Origin of the sequence: Treponema sp. OMZ 840 (assembly GCF_050937815.1) — a bacterium.
Taxonomy (GTDB): Bacteria; Spirochaetota; Spirochaetia; order Treponematales; family Treponemataceae; genus Treponema_C.
This window is the reverse complement of sequence record NZ_JACDIJ010000006.1, coordinates 99,783-116,875: the sequence shown is the minus strand read 5'-3', so window position 1 is coordinate 116,875 and position 17,093 is coordinate 99,783. Positions and strand designations below refer to the sequence as shown.

The 17,093-nt window shown below is 44.7% G+C and carries 17 protein-coding genes and 1 tRNA gene; 8 read left to right on the top strand and 10 right to left on the bottom strand.

Annotation, left to right across the window (positions count from 1 at the left end):
* The first annotated feature begins 3 nt into the window (after nt 1-3).
* Entirely contained in the window at nt 4-654 is a 651-nt protein-coding gene (locus tag H0R92_RS09450; RefSeq protein WP_432963719.1) for an HAD family hydrolase, read from the top strand.
* A gap of 71 nt (nt 655-725) precedes the next feature.
* Nucleotides 726-1,568, top strand: a complete 843-nt coding sequence (locus tag H0R92_RS09445) for an MBL fold metallo-hydrolase (RefSeq protein ID WP_432963716.1) — start codon at nt 726-728, stop codon at nt 1,566-1,568.
* 18 nt (nt 1,569-1,586) lie between these two features.
* On the opposite strand, the gene H0R92_RS09440 is transcribed toward H0R92_RS09445, so the two are convergent.
* From H0R92_RS09440 to H0R92_RS09430, 3 genes are all read right to left on the bottom strand, one after another.
* Nucleotides 1,587-1,892, bottom strand: coding sequence for a hypothetical protein (locus H0R92_RS09440; RefSeq protein WP_432963713.1), 306 nt, complete (start codon nt 1,890-1,892; stop codon nt 1,587-1,589).
* Between the two features lie 25 nt (nt 1,893-1,917).
* Nucleotides 1,918-1,991, bottom strand: a tRNA-Arg gene (locus H0R92_RS09435).
* 67 nt (nt 1,992-2,058) lie between these two features.
* Nucleotides 2,059-2,514, bottom strand: a complete 456-nt coding sequence (locus tag H0R92_RS09430) for a hypothetical protein (protein ID WP_432963710.1) — start codon at nt 2,512-2,514, stop codon at nt 2,059-2,061.
* Nucleotides 2,515-2,804: 290 nt separating this feature from the next.
* On the opposite strand from H0R92_RS09430, the gene H0R92_RS09425 reads away from it, so the two are divergent.
* The 5 genes from H0R92_RS09425 (at nt 2,805) to H0R92_RS09405 (ending at nt 8,621) form a co-directional block, all read left to right on the top strand.
* Nucleotides 2,805-4,376: a peptide ABC transporter substrate-binding protein gene (locus tag H0R92_RS09425; protein ID WP_432963707.1), complete on the top strand. Its 1,572-nt coding sequence runs from the start codon at nt 2,805-2,807 to the stop codon at nt 4,374-4,376.
* Nucleotides 4,377-4,576: 200 nt separating this feature from the next.
* Nucleotides 4,577-5,506, top strand: coding sequence for an ABC transporter permease (locus H0R92_RS09420; protein ID WP_432963704.1), 930 nt, complete (start codon nt 4,577-4,579; stop codon nt 5,504-5,506).
* 73 nt (nt 5,507-5,579) lie between these two features.
* Complete coding sequence (locus tag H0R92_RS09415) at nt 5,580-6,584, top strand: ABC transporter permease (protein ID WP_432963759.1); 1,005 nt, start codon at nt 5,580-5,582, stop codon at nt 6,582-6,584.
* Nucleotides 6,585-6,594: 10 nt separating this feature from the next.
* Nucleotides 6,595-7,605 carry an ABC transporter ATP-binding protein gene (locus H0R92_RS09410; RefSeq protein WP_432963701.1) on the top strand — a complete coding sequence of 337 codons (1,011 nt, stop codon included), beginning with the start codon at nt 6,595-6,597 and terminating at the stop codon, nt 7,603-7,605.
* Between the two features lie 17 nt (nt 7,606-7,622).
* The gene (locus H0R92_RS09405; RefSeq protein WP_432963698.1) at nt 7,623-8,621 is read left to right on the top strand and encodes an ABC transporter ATP-binding protein; all 999 of its coding nucleotides are present in this window, start codon (nt 7,623-7,625) and stop codon (nt 8,619-8,621) included.
* A gap of 22 nt (nt 8,622-8,643) precedes the next feature.
* Here the strand turns inward: H0R92_RS09405 and H0R92_RS09400 are convergent, their stop codons facing one another.
* Genes H0R92_RS09400 through rny form a run of 7 tightly spaced genes read right to left on the bottom strand, consistent with a single transcriptional unit; the run spans nt 8,644 to nt 15,809 of the window.
* On the bottom strand, nt 8,644-8,946 hold the full coding sequence (locus H0R92_RS09400; RefSeq protein ID WP_432963695.1) for a hypothetical protein: 303 nt from the start codon (nt 8,944-8,946) through the stop codon (nt 8,644-8,646).
* A gap of 32 nt (nt 8,947-8,978) precedes the next feature.
* The gene (locus H0R92_RS09395) at nt 8,979-9,839 is read right to left on the bottom strand and encodes a hypothetical protein (protein ID WP_432963692.1); all 861 of its coding nucleotides are present in this window, start codon (nt 9,837-9,839) and stop codon (nt 8,979-8,981) included.
* A complete protein-coding gene (gene gatB / locus H0R92_RS09390; RefSeq protein ID WP_432963689.1) occupies nt 9,839-11,371 on the bottom strand; it encodes an Asp-tRNA(Asn)/Glu-tRNA(Gln) amidotransferase subunit GatB in 1,533 nt (510 codons plus the stop codon). Before gatB ends, H0R92_RS09395 begins: the two co-directional genes overlap by 1 nt.
* Nucleotides 11,368-12,867 (bottom strand): Asp-tRNA(Asn)/Glu-tRNA(Gln) amidotransferase subunit GatA, encoded by a 1,500-nt coding sequence (gatA, locus tag H0R92_RS09385; protein WP_432963686.1) that lies wholly within the window; start codon nt 12,865-12,867, stop codon nt 11,368-11,370. Before gatA ends, gatB begins: the two co-directional genes overlap by 4 nt.
* 41 nt (nt 12,868-12,908) lie before the next feature.
* The gene (gene gatC, locus H0R92_RS09380) at nt 12,909-13,220 is read right to left on the bottom strand and encodes an Asp-tRNA(Asn)/Glu-tRNA(Gln) amidotransferase subunit GatC (protein WP_432963683.1); all 312 of its coding nucleotides are present in this window, start codon (nt 13,218-13,220) and stop codon (nt 12,909-12,911) included.
* Between the two features lie 33 nt (nt 13,221-13,253).
* Nucleotides 13,254-14,216: a carbamate kinase gene (gene arcC, locus H0R92_RS09375; RefSeq protein ID WP_432963680.1), complete on the bottom strand. Its 963-nt coding sequence runs from the start codon at nt 14,214-14,216 to the stop codon at nt 13,254-13,256.
* Nucleotides 14,217-14,276: 60 nt separating this feature from the next.
* The gene (gene rny / locus H0R92_RS09370) at nt 14,277-15,809 is read right to left on the bottom strand and encodes a ribonuclease Y (protein WP_432963677.1); all 1,533 of its coding nucleotides are present in this window, start codon (nt 15,807-15,809) and stop codon (nt 14,277-14,279) included.
* 121 nt (nt 15,810-15,930) lie between these two features.
* Between rny and H0R92_RS09365 the strand changes: the two genes are divergently transcribed.
* Nucleotides 15,931-17,076 (top strand): endonuclease/exonuclease/phosphatase family protein, encoded by a 1,146-nt coding sequence (locus H0R92_RS09365; RefSeq protein ID WP_432963674.1) that lies wholly within the window; start codon nt 15,931-15,933, stop codon nt 17,074-17,076.
* Nucleotides 17,077-17,093: the final 17 nt, after the last annotated feature.

The following is a 17,093-nucleotide window of genomic DNA, read 5'->3' as shown; positions in this document are numbered from 1 at the left end:
AATATGACCATTTACAGCATACCGGAAAAACCTGCGGCTCTTATTTTTGATATAGACGGAACCCTGTACACAAATGCAAGGTACATAAAAGAACAAACGGATTGTCAAATCCGCCGCTTTGCCGAAACACGCAATTTGGATCTTAAAAAAGCGCGTAAAATGGTAAAATCCTATCGGGAAGAATGGGCAAAGCTGCACGGCGGTAAACAGCGTTCGCTGGGCAATGTGTTAAAAGATATGGGGGTTCCCATAAGCGAAAGCATTGCATGGCGCAAAGAATTGATTGATCCGGCGCATTATTTAAAAACCGATAAAAAATTGTGCGCGGTTCTTGCCCGGCTTGCCGAATCTCATAAACTTATTTGCATTACAAACAATCCGGTAAGCGTCGGCCGCAAAACACTTAAAGCTTTGGGGGCCGACCCCTTTTTCAGCGGTGTTATCGGTCTTGATACCTGCGGCATATCGAAGCCCGATATAAAAATCTTTGAGCTTGCGGTAAAACAGGCGGCCGCTTCCGTTGAACGCTGTATAAGCATAGGCGACCGCTACGATATTGACATAGCCCTTCCTCTGGAAATGGGTATGGGAGGTATTTTGGTAGAAGGGGTAAAAGATCTGTATACATTGGAAAATGTACTGTGTACAAAATAAGGATACATCCGTTTAAAGATTTTTTTATGTTTGTACTGAATAATACCGACAATTATGATATAATATAAAGTATGGAAATAAAACCTTTTGATACGACAATACATTTTGAAAACGACGGTTCCCTCGAATTCTTTTTTATAGGAACGGGAAGCGCCTTTTCAAAGAAATTTTTTCAAACAAACCTGCTCATCATTAAAGGCAAGGACCACTTGCTGGTAGACTGCGGAACAATGTGTCCCTATGCATTTTCTACATATAATTCAAATATCACAAAGGTACGAAATCTTTTAATAACCCACTCGCACGCCGACCATATCGGCGGTATTGAAGAAGCCGGATTAATGGGCAGATATGCGACAAAACAAAAGCCCACAATGATTATTTCCGATTATTATAAAAAAATACTGTGGAATCAATCGTTGCGCGGGGGTATGTCGTACGGAGAATATACAAACGGTCAATATTTAACGTTTGACGATTATTTTACACAAATAAAACCCGTACGTATCGCATCGCGCCCGCGGCCCCTGTATCAAAGCACTTGCGGAAGCATAGACATAAAGATTTACCGCACAAAGCACATTCCCGACAGTACGGGAAGCTGGCAGCAATCCTTTTATTCGTGCGGGATTTTAGTCGATGAACGCATTTTATTTCCCAGCGATACCCGCTTCGATCCGGAGTTGATACGGCTTATGCTCAAGCGTTATCCGAATATCGAATGGATTTTTCATGACTGCCAATTTTTTCCCGGCGGCGTACATGCGTTCTACGATGAATTAAAAACCTTCCCTCCGGATATAAGGCGGAAAATGTTTTTATGCCATTACGGGGACGGCCGTGAAAAGTTCGATGCCGTAGGCGACGGTTTTGCAGGTTTTACCGAAAAAGGCTGTTACTATAATTTCGGTTAAAAGAATCAGTAAAGAGCATCAGTCCCATTCGTCTTCTTCGTCTTCATCATCAAATTCATTATTGAATTTTTCAACGCCTTCAAAATAAGCTTCTTTAAATATTTCTACGGCTTCCGGATCCGCATCATCGGGATATTCAAAATTTTCTACGGTACTTTCCGAATCTATCCCTTCGGAAGCTTCTTTATAGCCGAGTCTAAACCCGTATTTATGAGCCGATTCTTCATAATAAAATGCTTCTTCGGGAATATCGGAGTAAAAGTCGTCCTCAAACTCCTGTTCTTCATCAAATGCATCGTCAAACATAGCTTTAAAGTAACTCACAAGTGCCGCTCTGTCAAGTAAAAAATGGCCCATACACGAGTCGAACGTGCGACCTGCTGCTTAGGAGGCAGCCGCTCTATCCTGCTGAGCTAATGGACCGATAAGGACAAAGGAGCTGCTCAAGCCGAAGCTTTTTAACAGCCCCTTTATCGTCTGTTTAAAACAATCAGCGCTTCCACACGGTAAATAAAGCGCCCAAAACCAATAAGTGCGCCGATAAACTTTTTAAAAAGCTTAAAAACGCACTTGCGGAAGAAAACGCACCGCCTAAAATACCGCCGGAACCCATTACATCAATAAGTGCAATAACAATAAGCCATACAATTATAATAATAAAAATAAAGAGGTTGGTAATTTTTCCGGTATCGACAAAAAAATTTGCCAATAAAAAGATACCTGCAATAAGTTCGCAAATACCCAATGCCATAATTACAATTGTCGCAGGGCTTCCCTTTAAAAAGCTGTAAACCGCAGCGGCAAGTTCATTGCCGCTCACTCCCGCTTGCAGTTTACCGAAAAAACCGCCGTCCAGCTGAAGGGTTAAAAGACCCGATACAAGTAAAAAAAGTGCAAGAGCCAGCTGCAGCACAACTCCGCTTAATGTTTTTTTTGACACAGCCATATCTTTGTTGCATTTCTGCCGACATTCAGGCAGTCACGCATTCCTCCTGATAAAAGGTTTTGATACTATTCATTATATCCAAGAATAACATACATTGCAAGAGAGCCGGAAAATGTCCGAACAATCGTTTTTTGCACTTCGTTACATCGTATACGGAACTTAAATAAGACTGAAAGAAAAACATTTTTATTAAAAAAAACGAACTTTTTTTGCATTAAATTTACTTTATTACTTGAAATAGAAACAAATGTAGGGTAAAATGACAGCATTGCTTTTTTCAGGAGGATACTATGAAAAAAAGATTTTTTATGAAAGCTTTCGTAACCGTTTTGGTGCTTTTCGCTTTTTGCGCGGCAGGTTATTCACAGAAAGCGGAATTCATTTTTAACAACGGTACCGAACCGCAGTCTTTGGATCCCTCAAAGATTGAAGGCGTTCCCGAACACCGCTTGTACATGGCCTTGTTTGAAGGCTTGGTAGGCTACGACCCCAAAACAAGCCGCCCCGTTCCCGGTGTTGCCAAAAGCTGGACCCGCAACGCTTCGCAGGATGTGATTACATTTAAGCTTCGCGACTGCACATGGAGCGACGGTACAAAAATTACCGCTCAAACCTTTGTGGAGTCATGGCTCTATTATTTATCCCCCGAAACCGCAGCCACCTATGCATATATGCCCGCTATGGTTATCAAGGGCGCAACCGAATACAATGCCGGAAAAGCCGGTCCCGAAACCGTCGGTATCCGTGCAGTTGACGATAAAACCTTTGAAGTAACCCTCGTCGGTCCCGTTCCTTATGCGGTAGACATGATGGCTCACTATTCATTTTCTCCGCTTCCGATGCACGCAATTAAAAAATTCGGAACGGATTGGATTAAACCTAAAAATTTTGTCGGAAACGGCCCCTTTGTATTAAAAGAATGGGTTCCGCAGGACAGAGTTACTATGGTTCCCAATAAAAAATACTGGAATAAAGCAAACGTACATATCACGCGCTTGGTAGCCTTGCCCATCGAAAACGAAACCACCGCCTATCAAAAATATAAAAGCGGGGAAATGGACTGGGCAACAAGTACTCCTACCGAAATGCTCGATGAAATCAAACTTCGCGACGATTATCATCCGGCTCCCATGGCAACAACCTATTACTATTATCTGAACGTCAATAATAAGGTATTGAGCGATGCGCGCGTACGCAAAGCCTTAGGTATGTCTTTCGACCGCAAAGAATTGGTCGAAAAAGTAACCCGCGCAGGTCAAGTTCCTACAACGGCCCTCGTTCCTCCGATGGAAGGTTACACAACCGCCAAGGGAAATGCGTTTAACGTTGCCGAAGCGAAAAAACTTCTTGCCGAAGCCGGCTATCCCGACGGAAAAGGCTTCCCGAAAATGACCCTTATTTACAATACAAACGAAGGCCACAAAAAAATCGCCGAGTTTATGCAGCAGCAGTGGAAGAAAAATTTGGGTATCAACATCGAACTTGCAAACTTGGAATGGGCAACCTTCCTTGACAAGCGTCAGGCAAACGATTTTGAAATTGCCCGTGCCGGCTGGGCTGCCGACTATCAGGATCCGTCCAACTTTTTGGAACTCTTCCTTTCGACAGCCGGAAACAACGACGGCCGTTACAACGACAAAGAATACGATGCATTAATCGACAAAGCTTCAAAAATGCCGGCAGGAGCTGCCCGTATGGCGGTTTTGAAGCAAGCCGAAGAAATGGTAATTACACGGGATCAAGCTATTATCCCCTTCTATTACTATGTATCTCCTAATATGATTGACCTTAACAAGTGGGACGGCTGGTATACCAATACTTTGGATATCCACCCCTGGGTTGGTTTGAAAAAGAAAAAATAAGTTTTTCACGTTTTAACGCGGAGCCGTAACAATGAGCCGCTAAAAAGCAATTCGCTTTTTAGCGGCTTCTCGAACCTTTTCAATACACTGTATTTTCTTTTGTATCGGCTCCGGTTTGAATAAACCGCTTTAATCATTATGATGAGTAAGCAAAAGGCGGCTTGTTCGAACCCAAAAAAACACATACAGATGAGGAAAAAATGGGAAGATTCATATTCCGCCGGGTTTTAGGTTTAATCCCGACAATGTTTTTAATTGTAACGTTCAGCTTTTTTTTAATCAGATTGGCACCGGGGGGGCCTTTTTCTCGCGAAAAAAAAGTTACGCCGGAGGTAATGCAAAACCTTTTGAAAAAATACGACATGGACGCCCCCCTATACAAACAATATCTGCGCTATATGGGAAACGCTTTACGCGGAGATTTGGGGCCTTCTTTTAAAAATAAGGACTACAGCGTTACCGAACTTATCGGTATCAGTTTGCCGAATTCGCTTATTTTGGGTGTCGTTTCTCTTTCGCTCGCCCTTATATTGGGGGTAAGCGTCGGGGTCGTTTCGGCTTTAAACCGGAATACACGGATCGATTATGCGGCAATGTCGGCAGCGGTTATCGGTATATCCGTTCCGCTGTTTGTAGTCGGTCCGGTATTGATGCTTATTTTTGCCATGAAGTTAAAGTGGCTTCCCACATCGGGCTGGATAACCGGACGTGCGGGCTTAAAAACCCTTATTATGCCGGCAATTACCCTCGCCTTCCCCTATTTTGCCTATATAGCCCGTTTAAGCCGTGCCAGTATTTTGGAAATTCTACGTTCGGACTATATCCGTACTGCGCAGGCAAAGGGATTAAAACAATCGGTGGTTATTTTTAAACACGTACTAAAGGGTGCAATGCTGCCGGTCGTCAGTTATTTGGGGCCGGCCTTTGCAGGTATTGTTACCGGTTCGGTGGTTGTAGAGCAGATTTTTCTTGTTCCGGGCCTCGGAAATTTTTTCGTAAAATCGGCTTTAAACCGCGACTACACCCTTATTATGGGAACGGTTATCGTATATTCGCTTATTTTGGTTGTGATGAATTTAGTCGTCGATATTATATACGGCTTACTCGACCCGCGTATTTCATATAAATAGCAGGAGGTTTACGGTGTTATTTACCGCACGCAAAAAAAATGCCGAACAGGCCGTAAATGAATTCAATCAAGTTATGAAACCCGTATCTTTATGGGGAGATGCTTGGAAACGGCTTAGAAAAAATAAAATGGCGCTTATCGGTTTATACGTTGTGGGTTTTTATATTTTAATTTCATTTTTAGCCCCCGTTTTACCGATTTATCCTTACGAACAGCAATATTTGGATCACATATATTTACGGCCGTCTTTTAAACCGGCCGGCGAAATTATGATTGCGCAAAAAAAAGCCTATATTGCAAAAATTATGGCAAAGGAAAAACGCAGCGAATATACCGAAAAAGAAAGCGCGGAAATCGCAGCGATGGAAGAAGATATAAAAGTCAATCCGATTCATCAAAGACGTTATATTCTCGGTACCGACAGTTTGGGACGCGATGTGCTTTCCCGAACCATTTACGGCGGGCGTATTTCGATAGCCATCGGTCTTTTAGGAACCGTAACCGCTCTTATTATAGGCGTTACCTTAGGTTCGATTGCAGGCTATGCGGGAGGCTGGATTGACAACGCCCTTATGCGCTTTGTCGATATTATGTACGGCCTTCCTTATATGCTCATCGTTATTATTATGATGGCGATTTTGGGGCGAAACGTTTTTATTTTGTTTGTCGCCATCGCCCTTATCTCATGGCTTACGATTGCCCGTGTGGTACGCGGTCAAATTATCAGTTTGAAAAATTCGGAATTTGTCGAAGCCGCCCGTTCTATGGGAGCAAGCTCTGCCCGTATTATATTCCGCCATTTATTACCCAATACCTTGGGTATCGTTATCGTATATTCAACCCTTTCTTTGCCCTCGTTTATTATGAGCGAAAGCTTTTTATCCTTTTTGGGTTTGGGCGTTTCGGCTCCCCTTGCATCATGGGGTTCTTTGGTTGCCGACGGCGTAAAGGGTATGGAATTGTATCCGTGGCTGCTTTTGGTTCCGGCAATCGTTATGACCGTTTTTTTGTTCGCAATGAACTTTTTGGGCGACGGTTTGCGCGATTCCTTCGATCCGCAAAGTAAAAACAAGGTTTGAGGCACACTGAATGGAAAACACAAGTATACAAGATGAAGTTATTCTACAAGTAAAAGACCTTCGTACTTATTTTAATACGGACGAAGGCGTTGTAAAAGCCGTAGACGGTATTACATTCGATTTACGCAAGGGCGAAACGATGGGCATTGTCGGCGAATCCGGTTCCGGGAAAAGCGTTACAAACCTTTCGATTATGAATTTGATTCCCAATCCGCCGGGAAAAATAATGGGCGGCGAAGTGTTTTTTCACGGTGAAGACTTGCTTAAATTAAGCGAAAAACAAATTCAAAACATACGGGGAAACAAAATATCGATGATATTTCAAGACCCGATGTCCAGTTTAAATCCGTTTTTACGCATTTCCACTCAAATGGTTGAAACGATTATGCTTCACCAAAAACTGGATAAAAAAGCTGCAAAAATAAAAGCGATAGAAATGCTTAAATTGGCCGGTATCCCCGCGCCGGAAAAACGTATAGATAATTATCCGCATCAATTTTCAGGCGGCATGAGGCAGCGCGTTATGATTGCAATGGGACTTTCATGCAATCCTGAAATCCTTATTGCGGACGAACCGACTTCGGCCCTGGACGTAACGATTCAAGCACAAATTCTTGAACTTATGCAGGATCTTTCGCGCAGACTCGGAACTGCGGTAATTATGATAACCCACTCGCTCGGTGTCGTTGCCGGTATGTGCGATACCATTTGCGTTATGTACGCAGGCCGTGTTGTAGAACGCGGTAAAACGGAAGACATTTTTAAAGAACCTAAACATCCGTACACGCGCGGTCTTATCCAATCGGTTCCGCGTTTGGACAAAGAAAACGCCGAACGGCTTTATTCGATTCCGGGACAGCCGCCGAACGTTATAGACCTTCCGCCCTGTTGTCCTTTTTTCCCGCGCTGCAGCAGTACAATGGATGTGTGCAAAAAAAAGTATCCGCCGCTTAAGGATTTCGGCAACGGACACTGTACATCCTGTTGGCTTTATGCCGATGAAAAGGAAAAGGCCGAATAAGTTCATAGGAGAATAGAATGCAAAACCTGCTTGAAGTAAAAAATCTTAAAATGCACTTTCCGGCCGGAAGCGAAGGTTTGTTCGGCGGAAAAAAGAATTACATATATGCGGTTGACGGTATCGATTTTACGTTAAAAAAAGGCGAAACACTCGGTTTGGTGGGAGAATCCGGCTGCGGAAAATCCACCGTTGCGCGCGCCGTTGCCCAGCTGTATAAACCCACCGCCGGAGAAGTTATATTCAACGGTAAGGATTTAACAAAGATGAATAAGGGCGAGCTTTTGGAAGCGCGCAAAAACATTCAAATGGTGTTTCAAGACCCCTATGCTTCTTTAAACCCGCGCATGACCACCGCTTCGATTATCGCCGAGCCTTTGCGCATATATAAACAGCGCGGTATTATCGAAATATCGGAAGAAGAAATAGATAAGCGCGTTGAAAATTTAATGGAATTGGTCGGTCTTTCAAAGTTTTTTAAAAACCGCTATCCGCATGAATTTTCAGGCGGCCAAAGACAGCGTATCGGTATTGCGCGCTCTTTGGCTTTAAATCCGAGCCTTATCCTTGCAGACGAGCCGGTTTCGGCTTTGGACGTATCGATTCAAGCGCAGATTTTAAACCTTTTTAAAGACGTTCAAAAAGAGATGGGCCTTACCTATCTTTTTATTGCCCACGACTTGGCGGTTATTCAATATATTTCCGACCGTATTGCGGTTATGTATTTGGGAAAGATTGTAGAAATAAGCGATTATAAGGATTTATATGCAAATCCCCTGCATCCCTATACGAAGGCCCTGCTTTCGGCAGCCCCCATTCCCGATCCGGAAGTTGAAGCAAAGCGTCAGCGCATTATTTTAACGGGGGACGTTCCCGCTCCCGACCGCCAGAGGCCCGGCTGTTATTTTTACGACCGCTGCCCGAAACGTATGGATTGCTGTAAAACCGCTCAGCCGCCCCTGGTTCAAAAAGGCACAAACGGTACCGACCATCAAATCGCTTGCTTTTTATATAAGTAAGATATCGGTATGCGGTGTCCTTTTAAAACCGCTTGCGTATTAAGGCAATAAGAAAAGCGGCTATGTAAAACAGCTGCGGAAAAAACGAAAAAATTACGGAAGCAAGCGGTACTCCGCCGATTTCAATACCGGCATTGTTATGAAATGCATTGATACCGAACACCGACAAAACGTCATACACGATACCCGCGTAGGCAATGAGGGTTCCGGCAACCAATGCTATCCACGCCGCATCCCGTGTTTTAGACCACAGCATAATGGCTAAAAAAGCCGCTATACCGCCTAAAACCAATTTAATAATATACAGCACCATATCGGCTTGCATAAACGCCTCCCGTATTTTTTGCTTCCTTTGTGCTAAAACGGCTTCCGTTTTAATTGTGAAAAATCTCCCTGCGATGCACCGAAGGGCACAACAGACGGAACCGTGCAAACCGGCGCAAGTAAAAGCGCACAGTCAAGGCAGTGCAGCACAAAATCTTTGTATTGCTCCGATTTTATTTTCGGCATAAAATAGGCACCGCTGCGTATAAAATACTGTCCGAGAACAAAATCGAAAGCGGAAAAATCTTTTTCGCTGCGGCGGGGAATTTCGGCCGATAAATCGTATACCGCCCTGGCAAGCGCATTTAACAAAGCCGGCGAACATGTGTCGGAACGGGGCGGTTCGGCGCCTTCTTTTTTTTCAAACACGGCTATATATCCGGAAGTGCTCAATGCAAAGGGCGGATATAATGCGCAAACCCCCGGTATAAAATTGCAGGTTTTTGTGTCCGGCTGCACAAACAAACCGTCCGAAGGAATTTCCGCGTGTTCGGGAAACCAGGGACGCCATAATTTAATGCCGTACATACTCTTTTTTTCGGCGTATTCTTCGCCCCATGCACTTTGATATACGGAAGTTAAAAGCGATTCGGCACTTAAAAACCAGCGGGCATGATCATAAGAGCCGAGCAAAGCAAGAACGGCTTTTTCAAAACGCCGTTCATATTCACAAGGGAAAGAACCGGTTTGACCGCGCTCAAGGGTGTTTTTAAAAATCTTAAAAGCTTTGGAGCCGGAACAGCCCCATCCTAAAACGGCACGGCCCGAATCCCGATACATATCGGTAATGCGTACGCCCTTTTGCGTATATAAATAGCAACCGCGTGCCCGAGAAACGGCACCGTATCGTTTTACAAATTCGGTTTTGTACCACAGCGGCACATCATACTGCATCAAAGTTTTTCCAATTCGGCTTTTAAAAGTGAAGCCGCGGCGGCCGGCGTTGCCTTTCCGCCGGATTTTTTTATAATTTGCCCCATAAGCCAACCGAAAACATTCGTTTTACCGCCCTTATACTCGGCCAAAGCTTGCGGGTTTTCTCTTATAACCTCCGATACAAAAGCGGCAATTTCCGCAGTATCGGAAACAACTTCCATACCCTCTTCTTTTATTATCTGTTCGGGCATGTGCCCGGTTTCGAGCATCTGTGCAAATACGTCCTTTGCCTGCTTTCCGGTTATTTTTTTATCCGTAACCGCATTTACCAATTCGGCAATATGCGCCGGAGTAAGGTTGAATTGTTCTATGCTTATCTCTTTTTGATTTAAAACGGCTAAAACTTCGGCTAAAATCCAATTGGCGGTTTTTTTTACATCTTTGGATAATTTTGCAGCCTGTTCAAACCACAAAGCAAGAGCACGGCTTGAAGTGAGTGTTTCCGCATCGAAAGAAGAAAGGGCGTATTCTTTTTTAAAGCGCATACGTTTTTGTTCGGGCAATTCGCCGACTTTTTCGGCCGCTGCGGAAATAAACGTTTCGGAAACATTAAAGGGCTTTATATCGGGTTCGGGAACAAAACGATAATCGATAAAGGAATTTTTTGTGCGCTGAATGACCGTTTCACCTTTTGTTTCATCCCAGCCCATCGTATTTTTATATCCGACTTCGAATTCTTTTTTTGTCGTTTCGAATTCTTTAAGCTGACGTTTTATTTCATATGCACACGCATCTTTTATTGCGCGGAACGAGTTTAAGTTTTTGATTTCGGAGATCGGGGTACGATGTTCTTTTCCGTCTTCCCATATGATAAGGTTAATATTCGCATCGCATCTCATATTTCCGTCTTCCAAATTTCCCTTCGTTACATTTACATAGCGCAATATTTCCTGAAGGGTTTGCATAAGCAAAGCCGCTTCTTCCGGAGAATTCATATCCGGCTTTGTAACGATTTCAATAAGCGGGGTGCCCGAACGGTTATAATCTATGTAACTGTGAGAACCTTCCAAATGAAGGCTTTTTCCGACATCTTCTTCCAAATGAATGCGCTCTATACGCACTCTCTTATACAAGCCGTCTATATCGCTCGCCTCTCCTGCCGCATTTTTACCGTAGTGACTTTTTCCTCCGGGCTGCAAATCTTCGCTTAAATGGCGGTAGGGAATATCAACAAAACCCGCACTGCATAAGGGGATATCGTTTTGCGTTATCTGGTATCCTTTTACCAAATCCGGATAAAAATAATGTTTGCGGTCGAATTTGGTAAAGCGTGCAATCGAACAGTTAAGAGCGGTACCTGCAATAATGCCCATTTCCACATATCCCTTATTAACTCGCGGCATCCCGCCGGGAAGTCCCAAACATACAGGACACACCCGCGTGTCGGGCATGCCGCCGTAGCGGTTTTCGCACGCGCAAAAAGCTTTGGTTTTTGTAGTAAGCTGGCAGTGTATTTCGCAGCCGATAACGACACGATAGTCTATACTCATTTTTTTTCTCCATTGCGGCCGGTATGCCACGCTTTTGCCATAGAAAGCAGGCGGTTTTCGCTGAACATGGGGCCTGCAAATTGCACGCCGACGGGAAGCCCCGCACTTGTCGTTCCGGCCGGAACATTTAAGGAAGCGGTTCGGCTTAAATTGACAAAAACGGTAAACATATCGGATAAATACATAGCCATAGGATCTTCGGTTTTTTGACCTAACTTAAATGCAGGCGTCGGACATGTGGGACACAAAATACAACTGTAGGTTTTATAGAGGGCGGCGATTTCACGCTGTATGCGTGCGCGCACTCCCATAGCCCGCTTATAATAGGTACCGGAAAATTGATCCGATAATACATAATTTCCGATAATAATACGGCGTTTTACCTCCGCTCCGAAGCCTTCGCTGCGGGTTTGAATAAACAAGTCATCATAACCTTCGCCGCGATCTTTACGGTTGCCGTAGCGAATTCCGTCAAAACGGCTTAAATTACTCGCGGCTTCGCTAAGCGCAATAACGTAATAAGAAGCAATCGAAGCATCCAAAACGGGAATATCGACAAGTTCTATGGAAGAACCGCGTTCTTTAAACCATGTTTGCACTTTTTCGAATATGCCGGCAACTTCTTCATCAAGGCCCTTTGCTTCGGCAAATTGACGCGGAACTGCAATTTTAAGGGATGCGAATTCCGTATCCGCTAAAGGCGGGCAAGGCGAATTTATTTCACAGCCCGCAGGAATATCCTCGGAAGTATCGTCATAAAAATCTTTTCCCGACATAATACGTAGCGGAAGCGCTATATCATCCGGCGTTACACCGAAAACGCCCGCTTGATCGAGCGAGCTGCCGAAAGCGGTAATGCCCCAGCGGCTTAAAAGTCCGTAAGTCGGTTTAAGACCGTACACGCCGCAATAAGATGCCGGAAGACGAACGGAACCGCCCGTTTCCGTACCGAGGGCAAAGGGCACCATTCCCGAAGCGACGGCAGCCGCAGAACCTCCGGATGAGCCGCCGGCAACATAGGTGCGGTTTATGGGATTGCGTGTCGGTCCGTATGCCGAATATTCGGTCGAAGACCCCATCGCAAATTCATCTTGATTACAGCGCCCTAAGGGAACGGCGCCGGCGTCAACCAGCCGTTGAATAACGGTTGCATTGTAAGGGGCGGTATAGCCTTCCAAAATATGACTTGCACAGGTAAGACTTTTACCCCGTACCGAAATATTATCTTTTACGCCGAAGGGTATACCCAAAAGCGGTTTTTTTGCAAGTAAGTTTTTTAAAGCATCCGGCCCCTGTGCAAGCGCCCGATCCCGCTCTTCATCGCAGCGGCGTGCTTGTACAAGCGCGTCGGCATATATTTCCAAAAAAGCGTTTAAAGGAGCATCGGTTTTAAGATCTTGTTCGAAACAATCGATAGATTTTGCAACCAATTCCTCGCATGTATATGTTTTATTTTCCAAAGCCTGCAATGCAGACAAAACGGTATATTGTTTCATACTTACTCCTGCCCTGAGGCGGATAAAATTAAAGCGATACTTTAGGCGCCCTCGCCCAAAACTTTCGGAACACGGAAATAACCGTCCATAAACTCATTTGTCATTTTTTTTACGTCGGGAATATCCAAGCCAGGAACGGGCGTATCTTCTCGCAATACATCGGCTTGTGAAGACGGATATGCGTCAAAGGGATTCTCAGTATCGTCAAATTCCGACAACAAATTAAAATAGCCGACAATTTGTTCAACTTGATTCTTTAAAGTCTTTAAATCGATGGAAGACGGTGCCAAGCGTGAAAGATATAACAAAGCTTCCAACATATTTTCATCAATGGCAGGGGGTTTACTGTTCATATTATCGTATAATACCCGATTATAGGCTTTTATTCAAGAAGAAATGTTTTGTTCGATATATAGCCGCGTACCTGTTTTACCGTGCAAAGCCTCTTGTGCTTTTTCAAGCGAACTGATAAGCGCTTGTGCTCCGTCGGCACTGTGCTCCAAAAAGTCTATGCACGCCTCGATTTTGGGAAGCATGGAACCGGGTGCAAAATGGCCTTCGGCAATATAGCCGCGTGCTTCGGCAAGAGTTAAAGTATCAAGCGCCCGCTGTTCGGGTTTGTTAAAATGAATATACACTTTTTCAACGGCGGTTAAAATAAGGAGCATATCGGCTCCGATTTCACGGGCAAGCAGGGCTGAAGACCGGTCCTTATCTATGACGGCGGGAATGCCTTCCAAAAAGCCGTCCTCATTTTCAACAACCGGTATACCGCCGCCGCCGACGATAATTACAACCGCCCCGGATTCAATAAGTTTTTCCGCCGTTTTAAGTTCGACAATCTTTCGGGGAAGCGGAGAGGCTACAACTCTGCGCCATCCCCTGCCCGCATCTTCAACAAAAACAAATCCCGTTTCCGAAGCGATTTTTTCGGCTTGTTCTTTTGTAATAAAGCTGCCGACGGGTTTTGTAGGTTTATTAAAAGCCGGATCGTTTTTATCTACAAGAACCTGCGTTACCAAACACACGGCTTCTTTATCAAGGCCGCGTTTTTTAAATTCGTTCCGCAAAGCCTGTGCCAAATGATAACCTATATAACCTTGCGACATAGCTCCGCATTCGGGAAACGGGATGGAAGGAGTTCCAGCGCCCCTCGCCGCGGCAAAATCGCATGCGGCATTTATCATACCGACTTGGGGGCCGTTTCCGTGCGCCACAATAACCCGGTGTCCTTCCGCAGCCAAAGAGCCGATAATCCGTGCCGTATGCGACACCAAGTTTAATTGTTCTTCAGGCGTATTTCCCAATGCATTACCGCCCAGCGCAATAACCAGTTTTTTTTGTTCCATAAATCCTCCGTATGAAAAAGCCCGCCGCTCCGATTCGGAACAGCGGGCTTATGCGGCTTGTCAGCGCGCATACTCCACGATTCTTGTTTCTCGGATCATCGTAAGTTTTATACGGCCGGGATATTGCAAATCGGTTTCTATTTGTTTGGCGATTTTACGCGCCAATTCTTTGACTTCCGCATCGGGAATTTTTTCGTTATTTACCAACACACGCAATTCACGTCCTGCTTGGATCGCATACGCTTTTTCAACCCCCGTAAATCCTTCGGCAAGGTGTTCGAGATTTTCAAGGCGCTTAATATAGTTGTCCATCGTTTCGCGCCGTGCTCCCGGGCGGGCGGCGGAAACCGCATCGGCAATTTGCACGATAATCGCTTCGATACATTCCGGCTCGACATCGTTATGATGAGAACCGACTGCATTTACGACTCGCGGGTCTTCACCCATTTTGCGTGCCATATCCATACCCACTTCAGCGTGGTTTTGATCGGAATCCGTTTCGGCACCCTTTCCGATATCGTGCAAAAGCGCTCCCCGTTTTGCCAATTCACGGTTTGCGCCTACTTCAGCTGCAATCATACCCGCAATAATAGCCACTTCTTTTGAGTGATACAACACGTTTTGTCCGTAACTGGTTCTAAAATACAACCGTCCGAGCGCACGCACGCCGTCTTGACTCATATTGTGAATACCCAAATCAAACAAAACCTTTTCGCCTTCTTCATATATTTTTTGCTGGGTTTCGCGTGTTACCTTTTGGACAATCTCTTCAATGCGGGCAGGATGAATGCGTCCGTCGCTGATAAGCCGCTCCAAAGAAATCTTTGCAATTTCTTTGCGCACCGGATCAAAGCATGAAATAACAACCGCTTCCGGAGTATCGTCTATAATAATATCCACACCGGTGAGTGTTTCAAGGGTACGGATATTGCGCCCTTCGCGGCCGATAATGCGGCCTTTCATTTCATCACTCGGCAAAGATACGGTTGCAACCGTTACATCTCCGGTTGTTTCCGCTGCAAGCCGCTGAATAGTGGTAACCAATATATCACGGGCTTTTTTTTCGGCGGTAAGCTGGGCTTCCTGCTCGATTTTATTTAAAAGTGCTTGCGCATCATGGCGGGCGTCGTTTTCAAGGTCTTTTATTATAAGTTTTTTTGCATCTTCGGCGGTTAAGCCCGAAATACGTTCAAGTTCCTTTCTGTAACGTTCACCTTCACTTGCAAGTTCGCCTTCGCGGCGAGATATAAGCTGCTCTCTTTGTACAAACTCGGCTTCCTGTTTATCAAAATTCTGCGAGCGCTTATCCAGCATTTCTTCTTTTAAAGCAAGTCTTCGTTCTTGACGCTGCAATTCTCCGCGTCTTTCCCGATTCTCCCGTTCCTGCTGATTTCGTTCTCGAATGAGTTGATCTTTCGCTTCTAATAAAATTTCTTTTTTCTGAGCTTCAGCTTCTTTAATAGCATCTTGTTTTACACGTTCTGCCCTTTGCTCCGATGCTGATAGTTGAAATCTGGCATACAGCCAGCGAATAGTCCATCCAAGAATAAGTCCAGTCAGCGGGAGACCAATGTAGTAAAATAATACCGGCATAATACGGCCTCCAAACCAGAATAATTCACTTTAAAAAATATCACAAGAAGGCTTTCTTGTCAAATCCCTATTCGGATCTTTTTTTTATGCAATAAATTAATTTATGTGATATAATACAAGTATGAAAAGACAAAACCAATGTACAACTTTTAAAACGTTGAAATCAATAGGCATTGTAATAACTGCCGTAATCGGCGGCTTATGTTTTTTATTTGCTTTAATGATTTTAGCCCTTACCCTTACCGAATTCAATCCGGATGATACGGAAGCTGCAAACAGCATTTACGCTTCCGACACCGAATTCGAACACAACCGATCCGAACGATTGCTTGCGTCTTCGGAAAACATCCGCATAGTAACATGGAATATCGGTTATGCCGGACTCGGTGCAAAACAGGATTTCTTTATGGACGGAGGAACTATGGTACGTCCTCCTTCAAAAAAGGCGGTACAGGAAAATCTGGACGGTATTGTAAACACGATAAACCGTATCGATGCGGATGTTTTGCTGGTGCAGGAAATAGATCTGCGTTCAAGGCGGTCTTTTTATATCGACCAAGCCGCAGTAATTTTGCAGCACTGTCGCCTTCCCGGTGTATATACGTGCAATTTTAGATGTTTTTTTGTTCCCTTCCCCTTTCCTCCGATAGGACGTGTGGTAAGCGGTTTGGCGACTTTTTCACAGTTTTCAGCCAAATCCGCTCTGCGATATGCTTTACCGGTACCCTTCAAATGGCCGGTTAGAATTGCAAACTTAAAGCGATGTTTGCTTGTAAGCAGGTTTCCCCTCGCTTCGGGTAAAGAGCTGGTTTTGGTGAACCTCCATTTGGAAGCATACGACGAAGGAGAAGGAAAAATCGCCCAAACGAAAGCGTTAACGGATTTTTTAATCGCCGAATATGCAAAAGGAAACTTTATCGTTGCCGGCGGCGATTTTAATCAAACCTTTCCCGGTCTTGATTTGAGCGCATATCCTGCAGTTGCGGGCGTATGGCAGGCGGCCGTTATGGATGCTTCGATTTTGCCTGAAGGATGGCGTTTTGCCGCCGACGATAAAGCGCCTTCATGCCGCTTAAATAACGGCATATATGCCCAAGCGCTTGCGGATGAAAATCTGCGCAAAAATTGGCAATATTACATCATAGACGGTTTTATCGTATCGCCCAATGTGGAAGTAAAATCGGTGCGCACCTTAAACGAAAACTTTATGTATGCCGACCATAATCCGGTGGAAATTGAAGTGTCTCTAAGGGCGCAAAAACGGTAACCGTATCGTATAAGATG